Origin of the sequence: Marinobacterium sp. MBR-111 (assembly GCF_040547585.1) — a bacterium.
GTDB classification, from domain to species: Bacteria; Pseudomonadota; Gammaproteobacteria; order Pseudomonadales; family Balneatricaceae; genus Marinobacterium; species Marinobacterium iners.
Window position 1 is genome coordinate 1 of the sequence record NZ_JBEPQA010000040.1, and the last position, 15,554, is coordinate 15,554.

The 15,554-nt window shown below is 49.5% G+C and carries 13 protein-coding genes; 3 read left to right on the top strand and 10 right to left on the bottom strand.

The window, feature by feature from the left end; all coding sequences use genetic code 11:
* Positions 1-250 precede the first annotated feature (250 nt).
* From ABIE61_RS17535 to ABIE61_RS17580, 10 genes are all read right to left on the bottom strand, one after another.
* Entirely contained in the window at positions 251-1,408 is a 1,158-nt protein-coding gene (locus tag ABIE61_RS17535) for a DcaP family trimeric outer membrane transporter (protein WP_354411875.1), read from the bottom strand.
* Between the two features lie 236 nt (positions 1,409-1,644).
* Positions 1,645-3,291: an electron transfer flavoprotein-ubiquinone oxidoreductase gene (locus ABIE61_RS17540; protein ID WP_354411878.1), complete on the bottom strand. Its 1,647-nt coding sequence runs from the start codon at positions 3,289-3,291 to the stop codon at positions 1,645-1,647.
* Positions 3,292-3,352: 61 nt separating this feature from the next.
* Positions 3,353-4,282, bottom strand: a complete 930-nt coding sequence (locus ABIE61_RS17545) for an electron transfer flavoprotein subunit alpha/FixB family protein (protein WP_354411881.1) — start codon at positions 4,280-4,282, stop codon at positions 3,353-3,355.
* Positions 4,282-5,031, bottom strand: coding sequence for an electron transfer flavoprotein subunit beta/FixA family protein (locus ABIE61_RS17550; RefSeq protein ID WP_354411884.1), 750 nt, complete (start codon positions 5,029-5,031; stop codon positions 4,282-4,284). The genes ABIE61_RS17545 and ABIE61_RS17550 overlap by 1 nt, the downstream gene beginning before the upstream one ends.
* A 58-nt stretch (positions 5,032-5,089) precedes the next feature.
* On the bottom strand, positions 5,090-6,400 hold the full coding sequence (locus tag ABIE61_RS17555; protein WP_354411885.1) for a TRAP transporter large permease: 1,311 nt from the start codon (positions 6,398-6,400) through the stop codon (positions 5,090-5,092).
* Positions 6,401-6,442: 42 nt separating this feature from the next.
* Positions 6,443-6,961 carry a TRAP transporter small permease gene (locus ABIE61_RS17560; protein WP_354411888.1) on the bottom strand — a complete coding sequence of 173 codons (519 nt, stop codon included), beginning with the start codon at positions 6,959-6,961 and terminating at the stop codon, positions 6,443-6,445.
* Between the two features lie 51 nt (positions 6,962-7,012).
* A complete protein-coding gene (locus ABIE61_RS17565; RefSeq protein WP_354411890.1) occupies positions 7,013-8,047 on the bottom strand; it encodes a TRAP transporter substrate-binding protein in 1,035 nt (344 codons plus the stop codon).
* Between the two features lie 27 nt (positions 8,048-8,074).
* On the bottom strand, positions 8,075-9,244 hold the full coding sequence (locus ABIE61_RS17570) for a CaiB/BaiF CoA transferase family protein (protein ID WP_354411893.1): 1,170 nt from the start codon (positions 9,242-9,244) through the stop codon (positions 8,075-8,077).
* The gene (locus ABIE61_RS17575; protein ID WP_354411896.1) at positions 9,241-10,422 is read right to left on the bottom strand and encodes a mandelate racemase/muconate lactonizing enzyme family protein; all 1,182 of its coding nucleotides are present in this window, start codon (positions 10,420-10,422) and stop codon (positions 9,241-9,243) included. The genes ABIE61_RS17570 and ABIE61_RS17575 overlap by 4 nt, the downstream gene beginning before the upstream one ends.
* 86 nt (positions 10,423-10,508) lie before the next feature.
* On the bottom strand, positions 10,509-11,972 hold the full coding sequence (locus ABIE61_RS17580) for a benzaldehyde dehydrogenase (RefSeq protein ID WP_354411899.1): 1,464 nt from the start codon (positions 11,970-11,972) through the stop codon (positions 10,509-10,511).
* A 317-nt stretch (positions 11,973-12,289) separates the two neighbouring features.
* On the opposite strand from ABIE61_RS17580, the gene ABIE61_RS17585 reads away from it, so the two are divergent.
* From ABIE61_RS17585 to ABIE61_RS17595, 3 genes are all read left to right on the top strand, one after another.
* Complete coding sequence (locus ABIE61_RS17585) at positions 12,290-13,438, top strand: acyl-CoA dehydrogenase family protein (RefSeq protein ID WP_354411902.1); 1,149 nt, start codon at positions 12,290-12,292, stop codon at positions 13,436-13,438.
* Positions 13,439-13,540: 102 nt separating this feature from the next.
* Complete coding sequence (locus ABIE61_RS17590) at positions 13,541-14,779, top strand: CaiB/BaiF CoA transferase family protein (RefSeq protein ID WP_354411905.1); 1,239 nt, start codon at positions 13,541-13,543, stop codon at positions 14,777-14,779.
* Positions 14,776-15,414 carry a TetR/AcrR family transcriptional regulator gene (locus ABIE61_RS17595; RefSeq protein WP_354411907.1) on the top strand — a complete coding sequence of 213 codons (639 nt, stop codon included), beginning with the start codon at positions 14,776-14,778 and terminating at the stop codon, positions 15,412-15,414. Before ABIE61_RS17590 ends, ABIE61_RS17595 begins: the two co-directional genes overlap by 4 nt.
* Positions 15,415-15,554 lie beyond the last annotated feature (140 nt).

Here is a 15,554-nt window from a genome sequence, read left to right on the forward strand (position 1 = left end):
GTTATAAAGAGGCAAATATGCGCATTTTACGCGTCCTGACGCGGAGAAAATGCAGTTTTAATGGCTCTGGAGGAGCTTGTTCATACGTTCCTTAGATAGTTAACTATCCGGGGATGCAGACGCTTCTGGAATCGAAGTGTCGCAAAAAAGCCCTAGGGGGGCCTAGGGCAAAGCCCACCGCAGAGCTATACCTAAAAAGCCCTGTATGCAGTACAGGGCAAAAGGGGGAATATTGAAAATAACCTAAGTTTTAAAAGTTATATTGCACAGTTCCCTGCAATCGAACCGCATCTCCTTCTCGACCATCATGAAGCTCGATACTGTTCTGACTGAGCTCAATGCCGTACATGATGTTCTTCTCGGGTGTCCACAGATAGTTCAGGTGGATATCAGAAGCTGTCTCGAACGCGCCTCTCGCAGCCCCTCCGGGGAAGATACCCGCCGCCACCGCATCATCAAGATCGCCACTGGCATAGCCATAACCCAGGTTCACCTGACCTCGTCCCATAGTGACTTGAATACCCACTGAACCGCCCGTTGCTTTGATGGTTTCAACATTACCCGTGGCAGGATCCAAATAGGCAGGTGCCACTGGTGAGTTGTTGATATAGGTACCGATACCATCACCATGTGTTAACGCACCTTTCAAAGTCACATTTGGCGATACCTTGTAGGCGCCATGCAAGGTAACACCCCATCCCATGGCCGTATCATCTTGTGTACCGCTGTCAGCCGATAGACTGCGAACAACACCACCCATTGCATACATCAGGTTGCCGGCCTTGTTCATGTAGTTCAGCGTCAAGTCAGGAAGGCCATTCTGGGCATCTGCATGTTCACGCCCACCGATGCCTACAACCGCACCACCCAGTTCGGTTGGATCTTCCAGCGCGACTGAAAATGCACCGGTAGTGTATCGGATCTGCCCCTGACGAGTAGGCAGAACACCGACCTGAGGCAGGTCATCCAGCACTCGGGTCATACCCAGAGGACGACCAAAGTTTGTCCAGGTTTGGCCCGCCAGGATGCCGTTCCATTCACCATAGGCATGGCGCAAACGTGTTCCATCTGCCCAATCAACCTCAATGAGTGTTTTAAGTGTGCTATCGCCAACAGGCGTGCTGGTACCAAAGCCGATGCGGCTGGACCGTGCATTAATATTGCTCACACCGGTCGGTGCTTTTTCCCCGTCAAGGGCAACCAGCTGGTTGACACCTACATCCCCAAGTTCATTGTCAATGTCATAAATAGCATTCAGTTTTATGAACCCAGAAATACTCGCTTTGGTATTTCCAACTTCGAATTCATACGCACTGGCCTGAGCCGAGATGACCAATGATAGTGCCGATACCAAAAAGGCAGGATTCTTTAAACTGGATTTATTATTTTTTTTCGACTGGAATAACATTTCACCACCTCAGAATAAAGGAAGTTTATTATCAACCTCGTTAATCTTTTGAATTGCTAATGGTTCAGATCAAAAAAGAACTTCGAACTAAAACCATGAATTAAGGCTATAACAAACAAAAAACATTTAAAACAATTAATTTGATATTTTTTATTTTCTAAATTAAGACCAAGCAAAACCCTAGGAAAACCCTATAATCTTTTAAAAACCTATATGAAATGAAATAAATTCAGATTTTACATATTAGGATATATAGGCCCATCTCCGCTCTGAGGAACGACCCATTTAATATTCTGAAAAGGATCCTTAATATCGCAAGTTTTGCAATGCACACAGTTTTGAGCATTAATCAGAAACTGAGGACCATTGTCGCCGTCCACCACTTCATACACGCCAGCCGGGCAGTAACGCTGGGCGGGTTCAGCATACTTGGGCAGATTCTGGCTGATCGGGATGGCCGAGTCCTTCAGCTGCAGATGGCAGGGCTGATCCTCTTCATGGTTGGTGTTGGAGAGGAACACCGACGACAGCTTGTCGAAGGAGAGTACACCGTCCGGTTTCGGGTACTGAATTTCGGCGCATTCACTGGCCGGCTTGAGCTGTTCGTGATCCTTGTGCAGATCATGCAGTGTGACCGGAATCTTGCCGCCGAACCAGTTCTGATCGATGTAGTTGAAGACACCACCGAGATAGGGGCCAAACTTGTGCATCGCGGGGCCAAAGTTGCGGGCACGGTACAGCTCGTCATACAGCCAGGACGCCTGGTAGGCTTCGGTAAAGCCGTTCAGATCCTTGCCGCCTTCATCGCCCTTGGCCAGTGCTGCTGCAATCGCTTCCGCCGCCAGCATGCCGGATTTCATGGCGGTGTGGATGCCCTTGATCTTGGAGAAGTTCAGGGTGCCGGCATCACAGCCAATCAGCAGGGCACCGGGCATGGTCATCTTCGGCAGTGTGTTGAAACCGCCCTTGGTGATGGCGCGGGCACCGTAGGCCACGCGTTTGCCCCCGTCGAGATACTGCTTGATCTCGGGATGGTGCTTCATGCGCTGGAACTCGTCGAACGGACTCAGATAGGGGTTGGAGTAGTTCAGATCGATGATCAGACCGACGACCACCTGGTTGTCTTCCGCGTGATAGAGGAAGAAACCGCCACTGGCGCCGTCGCTCAGCGGCCAGCCCGAGCCGTGTACCACCAGGCCGGGCTGGTGCTTGGCTGGGTCAATATCCCACAGCTCCTTGATCCCGATGCCGTAATGCTGCGGGTCGGCATTCTTGTCGAGGGCAAACTGCTCAATCAGCTGCTTGCCGAGGTGACCGCGGCAGCCCTCGGAGAAAATCGTATATTTGGCATGCAATTCCATGCCGGGCATGTAGTTGGGGCCCTGCTCGCCGCTGGCGGTGACACCCATGTCACCGGTGGCGATCCCCTTGACACTGCCATCTTCGTGGTAGAGCACCTCGGCTGCCGCAAAGCCGGGGAAGACTTCTACGCCCAGTGCTTCTGCCTGCTCGCCCAGCCAGCGGGTGACATTGCCCAGACTGACAATATAGTTGCCATCGTTGTGCATGGTCTTGGGGACGAAGGCGTTGGGCAGCTTAACGGCACTGGACTCATTCTTGAGCATGAACACCTGATCTTCGGTGACCGGCGTTTTCAGTGGCGCACCTTTTTCCTTCCAGTCGGGGAAGAGTTCATCAAGCGCACGGGTTTTCATCACGGCTCCGGAGAGGATATGGGCGCCGACCTCGGAGCCTTTTTCCACCACACAGACGGTCAGTTCCTGCTCGGCGGCCTGCGCCTGCTGCATCAGGCGGCACGCCGCCGAAAGCCCGGCAGGCCCGGCGCCGACGATTACTACATCAAATTCCATCGATTCACGCATGGTCTATCTCTTGTTTGAGCTGCCCAGCAGCAGCCAGGCACTAAATCAGAGAGTGGTGAGATCAGAGACGGGATTCCATCTCTGGCACCGCTTCGAACAGATCAGCCACTAAGCCATAATCCGCCACCTGAAAAATCGGCGCTTCTTCGTCCTTGTTGATCGCCACGATCACCTTGGAATCCTTCATCCCTGCCAGATGCTGGATGGCGCCGGAAATACCCACGGCGATGTAGAGTTCCGGCGCGACGATCTTGCCGGTCTGCCCCACCTGCATGTCATTAGGCGCAAAACCGGCGTCAACAGCGGCGCGTGAGGCCCCCACTGCCGCGCCCAGCTTGTCGGCCACTTTTTCCAGCAGATGGAAATATTCGCTGTCCGCCATGCCGCGACCACCGGAAATCACCACACGAGCCGCTGTCAGTTCAGGACGGTCGGACTTGGCCACTTCTTCAGCCACGAAACGGCTCAGACCGGTATCTTCAACCTGTGACAAGGACTCGACTGCTGCGCTGCCGCCTTCAGCCGCAACGGCATCAAAGGCTGTACCACGCACGATGATTACCTTCACCAGGTCCAGCGACTGAACCGTAGCGATGGCGTTACCGGCATAGATCGGACGGGCAAAGGTATCAGAAGATTCCACCTTGATGATGTCGGAAATCTGACCCACACCCAGCAGTGCTGCTACCCGCGGCATGAAGTTCTTACCGTTGGCCGTGGCCGGTGCCAGAATATGGCTGTAGCCTGGTGCCAGGGATACGATCAGCGCCGCCATGTTTTCGGCGATCTCATGATCATAAGCCGGATTATCGGCAAGCAGCACTTTGGATACGCCTTCAGCTTTGGCAGCGGCATCGGCAGCAGCACTGCAGCCGTTACCCGCCACCAGCAGGGTGACATCACCACCGATCTGTGCAGCAGCGGCGAGCGTGCTCAGCGTAGACGGCTTCAGGGCCTGGTTGTCATGTTCAGCAATTACCAGAATAGTCATCAGATCACCTTCGCCTCGTTCTTCAGTTTGTCGACCAGCTCAGCCACATCGACCACCTTGATACCGGCTGACCGCTCCGCCGGCGGCTCAACTTTCAGCAGCCGGGTATGCGCTTTGATTTCGACGCCCAGATCGGCCGGAGTCAGCGTTTCCAGCGGCTTTTTCTTCGCTTTCATGATGTTGGGCAGGGACGCGTAGCGCGGTTCGTTCAAACGCAGGTCGGTCGTGACCACCGCCGGTGTGTTCAGCGCAATTGTCTGCAGACCGCCATCAACCTCGCGGGTCACCTGCACTTGATCGCCTTCAACCTTCACCTCGGAGGCGAAAGTCCCCTGTCCCATGCCGGTCAGCGCCGCCAGCATCTGGCCTGTCTGGTTGTTGTCGGAATCAATCGCCTGCTTACCCATCAGCACCAGACCGGGCTGTTCCTTTTCGACGATTTTCGCCAGCAGCTTGGCGACTGACAGCGATTCCAGCGCTTCGTCGCTCTGCACCAGAATGGCACGATCCGCGCCCAGTGCCAGCGCTGTGCGCAGCTGTTCCTGCGCCGCCTGCGGGCCCAGAGACACCACGACGATTTCGCTGGCCTGGCCGGACTCTTTCAGCCGCACCGCTTCTTCAACCGCAATCTCGCAGAAGGGGTTGATGGCCATTTTGACATTGTTCAGATCAACGTCGGTATTATCAGGTTTGACCCGCACCTTGACATTGTAATCGACAACACGTTTTACAGTTACTAAAACTCTCATCACCAATCACCATCTTATATTTATAAGAATAAAGCTTATAAAATAATCAAATTAATAGTCATAGTATAAAAAGAACTATTGACGGAAATAGAACCATCAACACTATCCTAATTATATCGATCAAAACAAATGGCCAAACGCCACTGTAAACTTCCTTTATTGTTACACTAGGCGCCATTGATTTAATTACGAAGAGGTTCATACCAACGGGTGGCGTTATCATTCCAATTTCAACAACTACAAGAACAAGAACTCCAAACCAGATAGCAAACTCCTCAGGTGACAAGCCAAAGTCCAAGCCCGCTACCATAGGAAAGAAGATTGGTATGGTCAGCAATATCATTGACATCGAGTCCATTGCACAACCAAAAACGAGATAAAATAACAGAATCCCCCAAAGTACCGCGAAAGGTGTTACACCCAGTTCAGAGACCCAGACAGCAAGTTCCTGTGGCAACTGAGATAGTGCCATAAAGCTATTGAAGGCGGCGGCACCCAAAACAATCATGAAGACCATTGCACTTGCTGTGGCAGTACGCTCGAAAGCGGATACAACCCGTTTGACGGTTAATCCACCTTTGAACCAAGCTACGATGCCAGTTCCAACAGCTCCAACCGCAGCGGCTTCTGTTGGTGTGAACAAACCCGTGTAAATACCACCAATCACCAGGACAAATATCCCTATTACTGGCCAAACAACAACCAATAATTTAAATCGCTGCATCCAGGGAATTCGAACACTCTGCCCACCTGAAGCTGGCGACATGCGCACATAAATTGCAATTACCAGCATATAACAAAGCGCTGCCAAGATTCCCGGTACTAAGGCTGCCGCAAAGAGTTTAGCTATGTTTTGCTCTGTCATGATCGCGTAGATCACAAGCAACACTGAAGGGGGGATCAGTATTCCCAGTGTACCACCTGCCGCTAGCGTGCCTGTCGCAAGAGCACCTGAATAACCAGCTCGCTTTAATTCCGGCAATGCAACCTGTCCCATGGTTGCAACGGTTGCAATCGACGAACCACAGATTGAGCCAAAACCGGCAGATGCTCCAATAGCAGCCATTCCAACACCTCCCTTGCGGTGACCAACAAAAGCTTCTGCCGCTTTGAAGAGGTCCTTTGAAATGCCCCCAATGCTTGCAAACTGCCCCATGAGCAGAAATAGCGGGATAACAGATAAAGAGTGATTGGAAAACTGACTGTAAACAAGACTTTTCATCTGATTTAGAACAGGGCCCACATTACCAAAAACAGCCCAGCTACCAATCAAGCCAAATACTAGCATCGACAGCCCAATGGGCACTCTGAGAAATATAAAAAGCAGTAGCAGTGGTAATGACCAACCAGCAAGCACTAATGCATCCATAGAGTCCACCTGAATTAATAAATAGGATACCGCGACTAGTTATTAGTCTTCTAAAAAATTCTCATTTTGAATTTTTGGCTCTTTTACAACACCTATCTGTTCTAAAAAACGCCAGGCATAAGCAACACAACCAATAACTGCAGGTGGTAAAGTAATGGCATAAGTCATCCATATCGGAATCTGTAGAATATAAGTCACCTCACCATATCCACGGTATTCATCCATCATGACAATCATACGCCAAACCAGGATTATCCAGACAATGAGCATTAAAGCATCGCTCAAAATCGAAAGAAACTTTTGAACCTTCTCAGGATAAGCATTCCATAACATGTCTACAATGGCATGCCCGTTCTTCAAGTGACACCAGGGCATGAAACAGAACACAACAAATGCAATACCAGCTTCTACAAGTTCAAAATCACCACTAATAGGAGCCAACCCTATACTTGTAAGCGATCTTCCTATAATGCTAAGAACACTTACGATAGCAATCAAGGTTAGAACAAAAGAACCAACCCATGTCATAACACGACACGTTTGGTAAATAAACTGCCCCATACAACCACCTTATAAAATGCCGGACCTTAACAAAGCCCGGCATCCAATAAATTATTGTGACAGATGTTCCTTGATGGTTTTCTCTGCAGCATCAATCACTGCAACACCATCAATGCCCTGTTCCTTAACCTCTTTTATCCAACTATCACGAACAGATAATGTTTTTTCCTGCCATCGTGCAGTTTCATTTTCATCAAGTGTGATGATATTGTTTCCCTCTGTAACAACTGCGCTTCGTCCTCTACGATCGCCTTCATCCATGGCACGCCCGAACAGTGCAGCGGTATCTTCTCCAGAATTTTTATCAATAATCGCTTTAAGATCAGCAGGTAGCTTATCGTATGCCTGAGGGTTCATAACAAACGCAAATGTTCCGGTGTAAAGACTTTTATCACCAGAAAACTCCGTATGGTTTTTAACCATTTGCTCAAGCTTCAATGTTGGTACGGCTTCCCACTGCAAAGATGCGGCAGATATCACTCCTTTAGACATTGCCTCTCCAATGGAAGGTGCAGGAATACCTACGGGCGTTGCACCCAGGTTATCCAGCAGCATATTGACCAGCCGGGAGGCACCACGGATCTTAGTGCCTTCTACGTCCTCCAGTGATTGAATCGGATCTTTGCTGTGAAATATGCCAGGACCTGCTGTGTGGACAGCTATAACTTTTAATCCTTTGAATTCATCACCTGCATGATTCTGTACAAAATTATAAAAGGCGCGAGAGCCCAGCTCTGCATTGTTCGGACTGATAAAAGGTAATTCAAACACCTCGGATTTCGGGAAACGTCCAGGTGTGTAGCCGAGTGCTGTCCAAACAATATCAACCACCCCATCCCTTGCTTGATCAAGCAACTGCTGCGGACGACCACCCAGTTGCATGCTTGGGAAATGTTGAAATTCGATGCGTCCTTCACTCTCGCTTTCCACTTTTTCAGCCCAAGGCTCGATCGCGAGTTTGGGCACGTTGGAATGCGCTGGTAGGAACTGATGAATTCTGAAAGTGACATCTGCCGCAAAAGAACTATGTGCCAATGCTACTGTAGAAATGGATGCTGCAAGGATTACTTTTTTTATAGTTTTCATTTTAGTCACCTTATTATTGTTTAGTGATCAAACATCGTACCAAACAGTGTTTTTGCCCTTGAATTGAGCCACTTGATCAGTTGTAAAGCCAAGTTCCTCAAGTATTCTGCAGGTTTTATCGCCTACCTTTCCTACATCCTGACAAGGACCCAAAGCACTCCGACTGAACTTTGGTGCCGGTGCAGGCTGGGTTATTCCATTGACCTTTGCAAAGGTATTCCTTACCTTGTTGTGCGGATGCTCAGGGGCCTCATCCAGATCAAGCACTGGCGCGAAACACACATCCGTACCTTCCAGTAATTGCGTCCAATAATCCCTGTCGTGGCCAGCAATTACCTGCTCAACACGGCTTTGCAGATCAGCCCAGCGACGCTTATCCCATTGCTGTTCAAACTCTGAATCAGTCAGGCCACAGTGCTCACGCAATAAGGAATAAAACTGAGGCTCTACTGAACCGATAGAGATATACTTTCCGTCCGCACAACGATAAGTGTTATAAAAATGGGCACCACCATCACCCATGTTGGTACCGGTTTCATTGCTCCACAAACCTACGGAGTGCCACCCTTGAATCAAGGCCGTTAGCAAGGCTGACCCATCACAAATCGATGCATCAACCACCTGCCCCTTACCACTCCGCTGCGCCTCTGAAAATGCGGCCAGTAGTCCAACGAGAAGGAGCATACCTCCGCCACCGAAGTCACCAATCAACCCTGGAGTAGGTACCGGCTTGCCTTTTCCAGTGGCATGCAAGGCACCTGTTAGCGCCAGATAATTGATATCGTGACCGGCAGACTGCGCCAAAGGTCCTGTTTGACCCCAGCCAGTGATTCGCCCGTAGACAAGGCGTGAGTTCTTCTGCAAGCACTGTTCAGGCCCTAACCCCAGTGACTCCATTACACCTGGGCGGTACCCTTCCAGAAGTGCATCAGACTGCGCAATCAGTTCAAGTGCAATTTCGACAGCTTCCGGTTGCTTCAAATCCAATGCGATCGACTCGCGTCCCCTGGACAAAACATCAGCGTGTCGGGCCGTCATTTCATCAAAAACGCTGGACTTCGTTGATTTGGGTGCGCGGTCAATACGAATTACACGTGCCCCCAAGTCTGACAAGACCATCCCGGCAAAAGGGGCCGGCCCAAGGCCGGCAAACTCCACCACTGTCATATGAGCCAAGGGCCCGGCTTTCTGACTCATAAGCTCACGCTGCAGATCTGCTTGCCTTTGGTTTGGTTGCTAACCAAAAAGGCTTCATTCAGATTAATACCGAAACCGGGACCCTCGTTCGGATAGGCAAGACCGCCTTCGAAGCGAGGAATATTCAGCGCAATGTCGGTTCCAGGGGCAATATTTTTACTTTCCATGGTGCCATGAATCATCAGCGGCCCAATCGATTCACTCAAACCCTGAGTAGCCCAGTCGTTTGCTGTCCACAAATGTGCAGATGGGCTGTGTTCAAGACCCGAACCGATCATGCAACCGCAGTGAACAGGCAGGCCTGAAAGACGCGCCATGGTAAGCCAGCGTTGCGACTTAACCAGACCACCGGCTTTTTGAAGTTTAAGGAACAGGCCATCTGCCGCACGCCGATCGATGATTTCCTTGAGGTTATGCAGTTCCTGCGCAGACTCGTCAGCATAGATTGGCGTTTTAACCTGTGCTCTCAGCCTGGCCATGCCTTCAATATCCCAATGGGGCAGCGGCTGCTCAATAAGATCCAATCCGCAGGAGTCAATTTGACGAATAATATGCAATGCTTTCTCGTAGCTCCAGAAACCATTCGCATCAATAGTCAAATATGCATCGGAACCAACAGTATCACGCACGGCATGAACCATTGCGATGTCGTCAGCTACAGTACCGTAGCCAATTTTCATCTTGAACAATGAGAAACCGACTTTTTTTGCCTGTGCCGCTTCAGCTGCCACATCCTCAGGCTTGCCTGCCGACAGAACCCAGCCTTGCTGAGCCGCTTCGATGGTACGGCCACCCAAAAGCTCATATACAGGCACTTCCATTAGTTTGCCTTTCAGATCATGCAACGCAAAATCGACTGTTGCCTTTGCCTGATTATTATCGCGAACAAGCAAATCCATCTTGGCAACGACTTTTTCAATATTGCAGGGGTTCTCACCCAACAGAATACGTGGCGCAATCACATTGCAGATCATCGCCATGATCGACTCCTGCAGTTCACCACGGTACCAGGATGAAGTATCACCCGAGTCAGAAAAACCGACCGTACCATCATCCGTAGTAATCTTCAGGACCACGCTATCAATGGAAGTGATGCGTGTATTAGGCATGATCACCGGTTTTTTCAGCGGCGTTGAAACGGGAATACATTCTACTTTTACAATTTTCACGTTTTTCACGTTGAATCACCCTTTAATTTTTATTGTGGAAACTTGGAGCCACCCGCATCTCCATAATTGTGCTTTCAAAGATTGCTGGAAGCATGTTAAAGCGGATATTGTGGCGCCTCGCCCCTGACAGTCATCCACTGCCACTGACTGAATTCATCCCAGTTTGCCGGGCCACCATGACGCGAACCGTTACCGGATGCACCACGTCCACCCATAGGCATGGTGCCATCATCATTGACCGTCTGATCATTGACATGTACTAGGCCCACATTAAGGCGCTCGGCAATCGCCATGCCTCGCCCAATATCGGCTGTGTGTATACCTGCAGAAAGCCCATACTCGGTATCATTCGCCAGCAGAACAGCCTCTTCATCCGTATCGAAAGCTGTAATCGAGATAACCGGACCAAAGATTTCTTCCCGGAAAGCAGGCATATCGGGTGTTACATCGGCCAACACCGTTGGCGAATAAAACCTGCCGTTTCGTTTTCCACCAGCAAGCAACTTGGCACCCTGCGCGATTGACTCGTTTACAATCCACTCCACTTTCTCAGCTTGTTGCTCCGAAATCAGAGGACCAATAGCAACAGCTTCCATATGCGGGTTGCCAACCGGTAACGCCTCGGCTTTGGCTGCCATTCGTGCCGCATATTGTGCAGCTATTGTTCTGTGTATCAGATGACGCCCTGCACTCATGCATATCTGACCCTGGTGCAACCAGGAGGCCCAGGATCCGCCTGAAATGGCACGATCCATATCGGCATCATCGAGCACTATGAAAGAGTTTTTGCCGCCAAGCTCCAGCGCTACTTTTTTCAAATGACGCCCGGCAAGCTCACCCACACGACGCCCTACCGCAGTCGATCCAGTAAAAGAGATCATTGACACTGTGTGATCGGTTACCAGTGCTTCACCCGCCTCAGCGGCGCCCGGCATTACGCACAGCACACCCTCAGGCAGCCCGGCCTGCTGTAACAAAGAAGCCAGAACCACACCACCACTCACAGGTGTGCGCAGATCCGGCTTCAGGACCACTGCGTTACCGACTGCCAAAGCGGGAAGCACTGAACGACTGCTAAGCAACAAGGGAAAGTTGAAGGGGGATATGACACCAACCACACCATGAGGAACCCTGCGAGCAATACTGGTAACCCCTGGCTGACTGGGCAGCACTAGTCCATGTGACTGTGTCAGCATGGCAGCAGCCTCATGTAAAAGGTGCTTGAGCGAGTCAATCTCGAACATCGCTTTTGGCGGTATGGCCCCCGTCTCACGCACAATCCACTCGGAGGCCTCTTCTCTTACCTCATCAAGAATCAAGGCTGCACGACGAAAAACCTCGGCGCGCGATTGATAAGGCATAGCATTCCATTCAGGCTGCTTTTGATTAGCTATATCACAAGCCTGGGCAATATCCTCCGCATCGGCACAACCAGTCAAAACAAGCTCACGGCCTGTCGCTGGCTCAATTACTGATGCGATACCACCTGACAAAGGCTTCCAACTGCCGAGAAAACCTTTTCCCTGCCAACTTGATTCAGCGATCAATCGACGACTCATAACAACACATACCTCTTCTTATTCTGATGTGTGATTGCCGTATTCACGACCAGAGCTGATCGCCCCTGATCTTGAATCGATAATAGAACCCGAAATCAAAAACGTCAACCAATCGGTTGGTTGACTTCTAATAAAAGCTAAACAATACTCTTCATCATTGGACAATAACAATGCATTGGAAAATCATAAGATACTGTTTTTAAAGAAAATAATTTTTTTATTAGACTATGAGACTAGTCTAAACCCCTTAAAAAAAAGCCAACCAATCGTTTGGCTTTGGTCTAATTACCTATAAGAACGATACTGGAGTGATACACATGCAATCTTACCGATCCCCCTGGATGACCGAAGAATTGGATATGCTTCGTGAGACGGCACGCCGATTCTTTGAAGAAGAAGTAGCCCCGAAAGCTGACAAGTTTCGTGCCCAGCATCACATTGATCGTGACGTGTGGCTAAAAGCTGGCGAGCTTGGCCTTCTCTGCATGAGCATCCCTGAAGAGTACGGTGGCATGGGTGCGTCTTTTGCTCATGAAGTCGTCGTTATGGAAGAACAAGCTCGCATATGCGACACTACCTTCGGCTTTATTCCCGGCGCACTTAACGGCCCCGCGTTCTTCCACGGCACCGCTTCACATGAGCAACTGCTACGCTGGATGCCGGATATTGCATCCGGCAAGAAGATGCTATCAGTGTGTATTTCAGAGCCTGATGCGGGCACTGATGTTAAAGCCATGCGCACCACTGCCCGTCGCGAAGGTGATGAATATGTACTGAATGGCAGCAAAATCTTTATCACACACGGACAACAAGCCGAACTTTCTCTCGTTGCGGCTCGAACCGGAGGTCCTGGTGCGAAAGGGATATCCTTGTTCATGGTCGAAGTAGACAAAACTCCGGGGTTCAAGGTCAGTAAAGTACTGGATAAAATTGGCCAAAATGGCCTCGATACCTGTGAAATTTTCCTCGATGATGCTCGCATACCCGCTGAAAACCTTGTTGGTGGCGAAGAAGGTCGCGGCTTCGGACAACTCATGGATGTTTTCACCCGCGAGCGACTATCTATCGGTATCGTAGGTATCACCTGCGCCGAAAGAGCAATTGAGCTTGCAACCGAACATGCCAAGATGCGCAAGATGCTGGGGCAAACCCTGTGGGACTTCCAAAACACAAAATTCACACTTGCCGAGTGCCTTACAGAGGCACGTATAGGTCGTGTATTTATTGATCACCTCGTCAAACAGCTGTCCAATGGGGAGCAACTTGAACCCAATGATGCACTCATGGCCAAATGGTGGGGGTCCGAGAAACAATGTGAAATCATTGATCGATGTCTGCAGATTTTCGGCGGTTATGGTTATATGACCGAGTACCCGATCGCACATCTATATATGGATGCACGTGTTGCACGTATCTATGGCGGCTCCAACGAAACTCTCAAAGATCTCATTTCTCGCACAATGTGATCTATCAAGGCCCTGCGTAATGCAGGGCTACCGACTTTTAAATATACTGATTCGCGGAACAGCCTAGTCACCGCGAAGGACTATCCATATTCAGGAGCAGCTATGAAACACAACTCAGGTGCACTTAACGGCATTCGTGTACTGGATCTAACTCATGCGTTGGCAGGACCATTCTGCACACAGGTCCTTGCCGACCACGGTGCTGACGTTATCAAGGTTGAGCCCTTAGATGGTGATTTTTTTCGTCGTATGGGGCCTTTTACCGAAGATGATCAGGAACGACACTACGGTGGCCTTTTTCAGTCATGTAACCGTAATAAAAGATCCATATCTCTGGACCTAAAATCAGCAGAAGGTAAAGATATTCTGAAAAAGCTAGCTGCTGAGGCTGACGTCCTTGTGGAAAACTACCGCTCCGGGGTTTTGGATAAGATGGGTGTTGGCTATGAGACACTGAAAACCATTAACCCTCGCCTAGTGTACACATCAGTAAGAGGCTTTGGAGACAAAGCAGGTGGTGCCAGCCCATACATTGACTGGCCTGCATTCGATATCGTAGCCCAAGCTATGGGAGGATGGATGGGCATTACAGGTGAAGATGCTGACCATCCTGTCAAAGTAGGTGGTGGTGCCGGGGATACAGCTGCAGGTCTTTTTGCCGCATTTGGAACCATGACTGCCCTCTGGCATGCACGTAATACAGGCCAAGGTCAGTATGTAGACGTCGCTATGACTGACAGTATTCTTGCCCTCTCCGAGCTCGTTGTAAGCCAGTACAGCTATGTAGGGGTATCACCTCAGCCAGTCGGTAACCGCATTCCAGGATTGGCGCCTTTTGGTACATTCAAGGTCAAAGATGGAGTGATCGCCATTGCAGCCCCACATAATGCTCAGTTCCATTTACTGTGCAAGATGATCAATCAGCCCGAATTGATTGGGGACCCTCGATTTGCCAATGAACCTCTGCGCTGGGAAAACAACGTAGAGCTGACTCAGCGAATCGAAGAGTTTACAACACTTCACACCAAAAAAGAGCTGCGTGAGCTTTTTGGTGGCAAGATTCCGTTCAGCCCAATTTATACTGCTGAAGATATTTTCTCTGACCCACATTTTGAAGCACGGAAAATGCTACCTAAAGTAGATCAGCCAGGAAGTAGTAAAAAAGTTTCTGTACCCGGCGTTCCCGTTAAACTATCAGTGAGCCCTGGCGAGGTTCGTAGTAGAGCCCCCATGCTTGGCGAGCACTCTCAGGAAATCCTAGAAGATGTTGGTTTCACTGACGAAAATATAAAGCTAATGTTCGAAAAAGGATCTGTTTTTTCAGGAAAGAAACCTTTATGACAATATCAAAAGAAGAAAACACCCAGAAAAGAAAAAAGAAAAGTCCGACAAGCCGGCGACACAACGATAAGCTAACGGCTATTTTACGTACTGCAGCCGAACTGTTCTCCAATCAAGGCTATGAAGCTACGTCTTTAGATATGATTGCTGACCAGCTGGGGATGCATAAAGCTACTCTTTACCACTATATAAAGAACAAGGAGCAGATTCTTCATCAATGCCTTATTAGATCGTTTGACGATATCGAAAATGTCATGAAAGCTGTCACTGACCGAAGCACACCTGTTATTGAACGCTTAAGGCTTTTTGCTCAACACTTAGTTTATGCTCAAAACAGTGACTTTGGTAGATGTCTCGTTTTGGTAGGTACGCGTCCCCTGGAGGGCTCATCTTACGATGATATCCGCAGTTTTCAACGCCGCCTGGACAAAACAGTTCGTGATCTCATCACAGAAGGCATCGCTGATGGTAGTATAAAGCCTTGCCGACCTGAATTATTTTCAGCACTTTTTTTTGGCGCTTTGAACTGGGTACCTAGATGGTATAACCCAAATGGGAAATTAACCCTAGAAGACATAACTGACAATTTTTTAAATACTCTGCTTTTTGGCATATCCAAGAAAAACCAAAATTAAATCCATTTATAAAAATAAATTTTAAAATGTAATCATGTAGAAGCGCGGGAGTTCAGATAATAAGTGCGACACTCATGGTTGAACGGCGAGCGGTGGCCAACTGCTGATTAGTGGTACGCTTTCGCTCGCCAAAGTAAAAG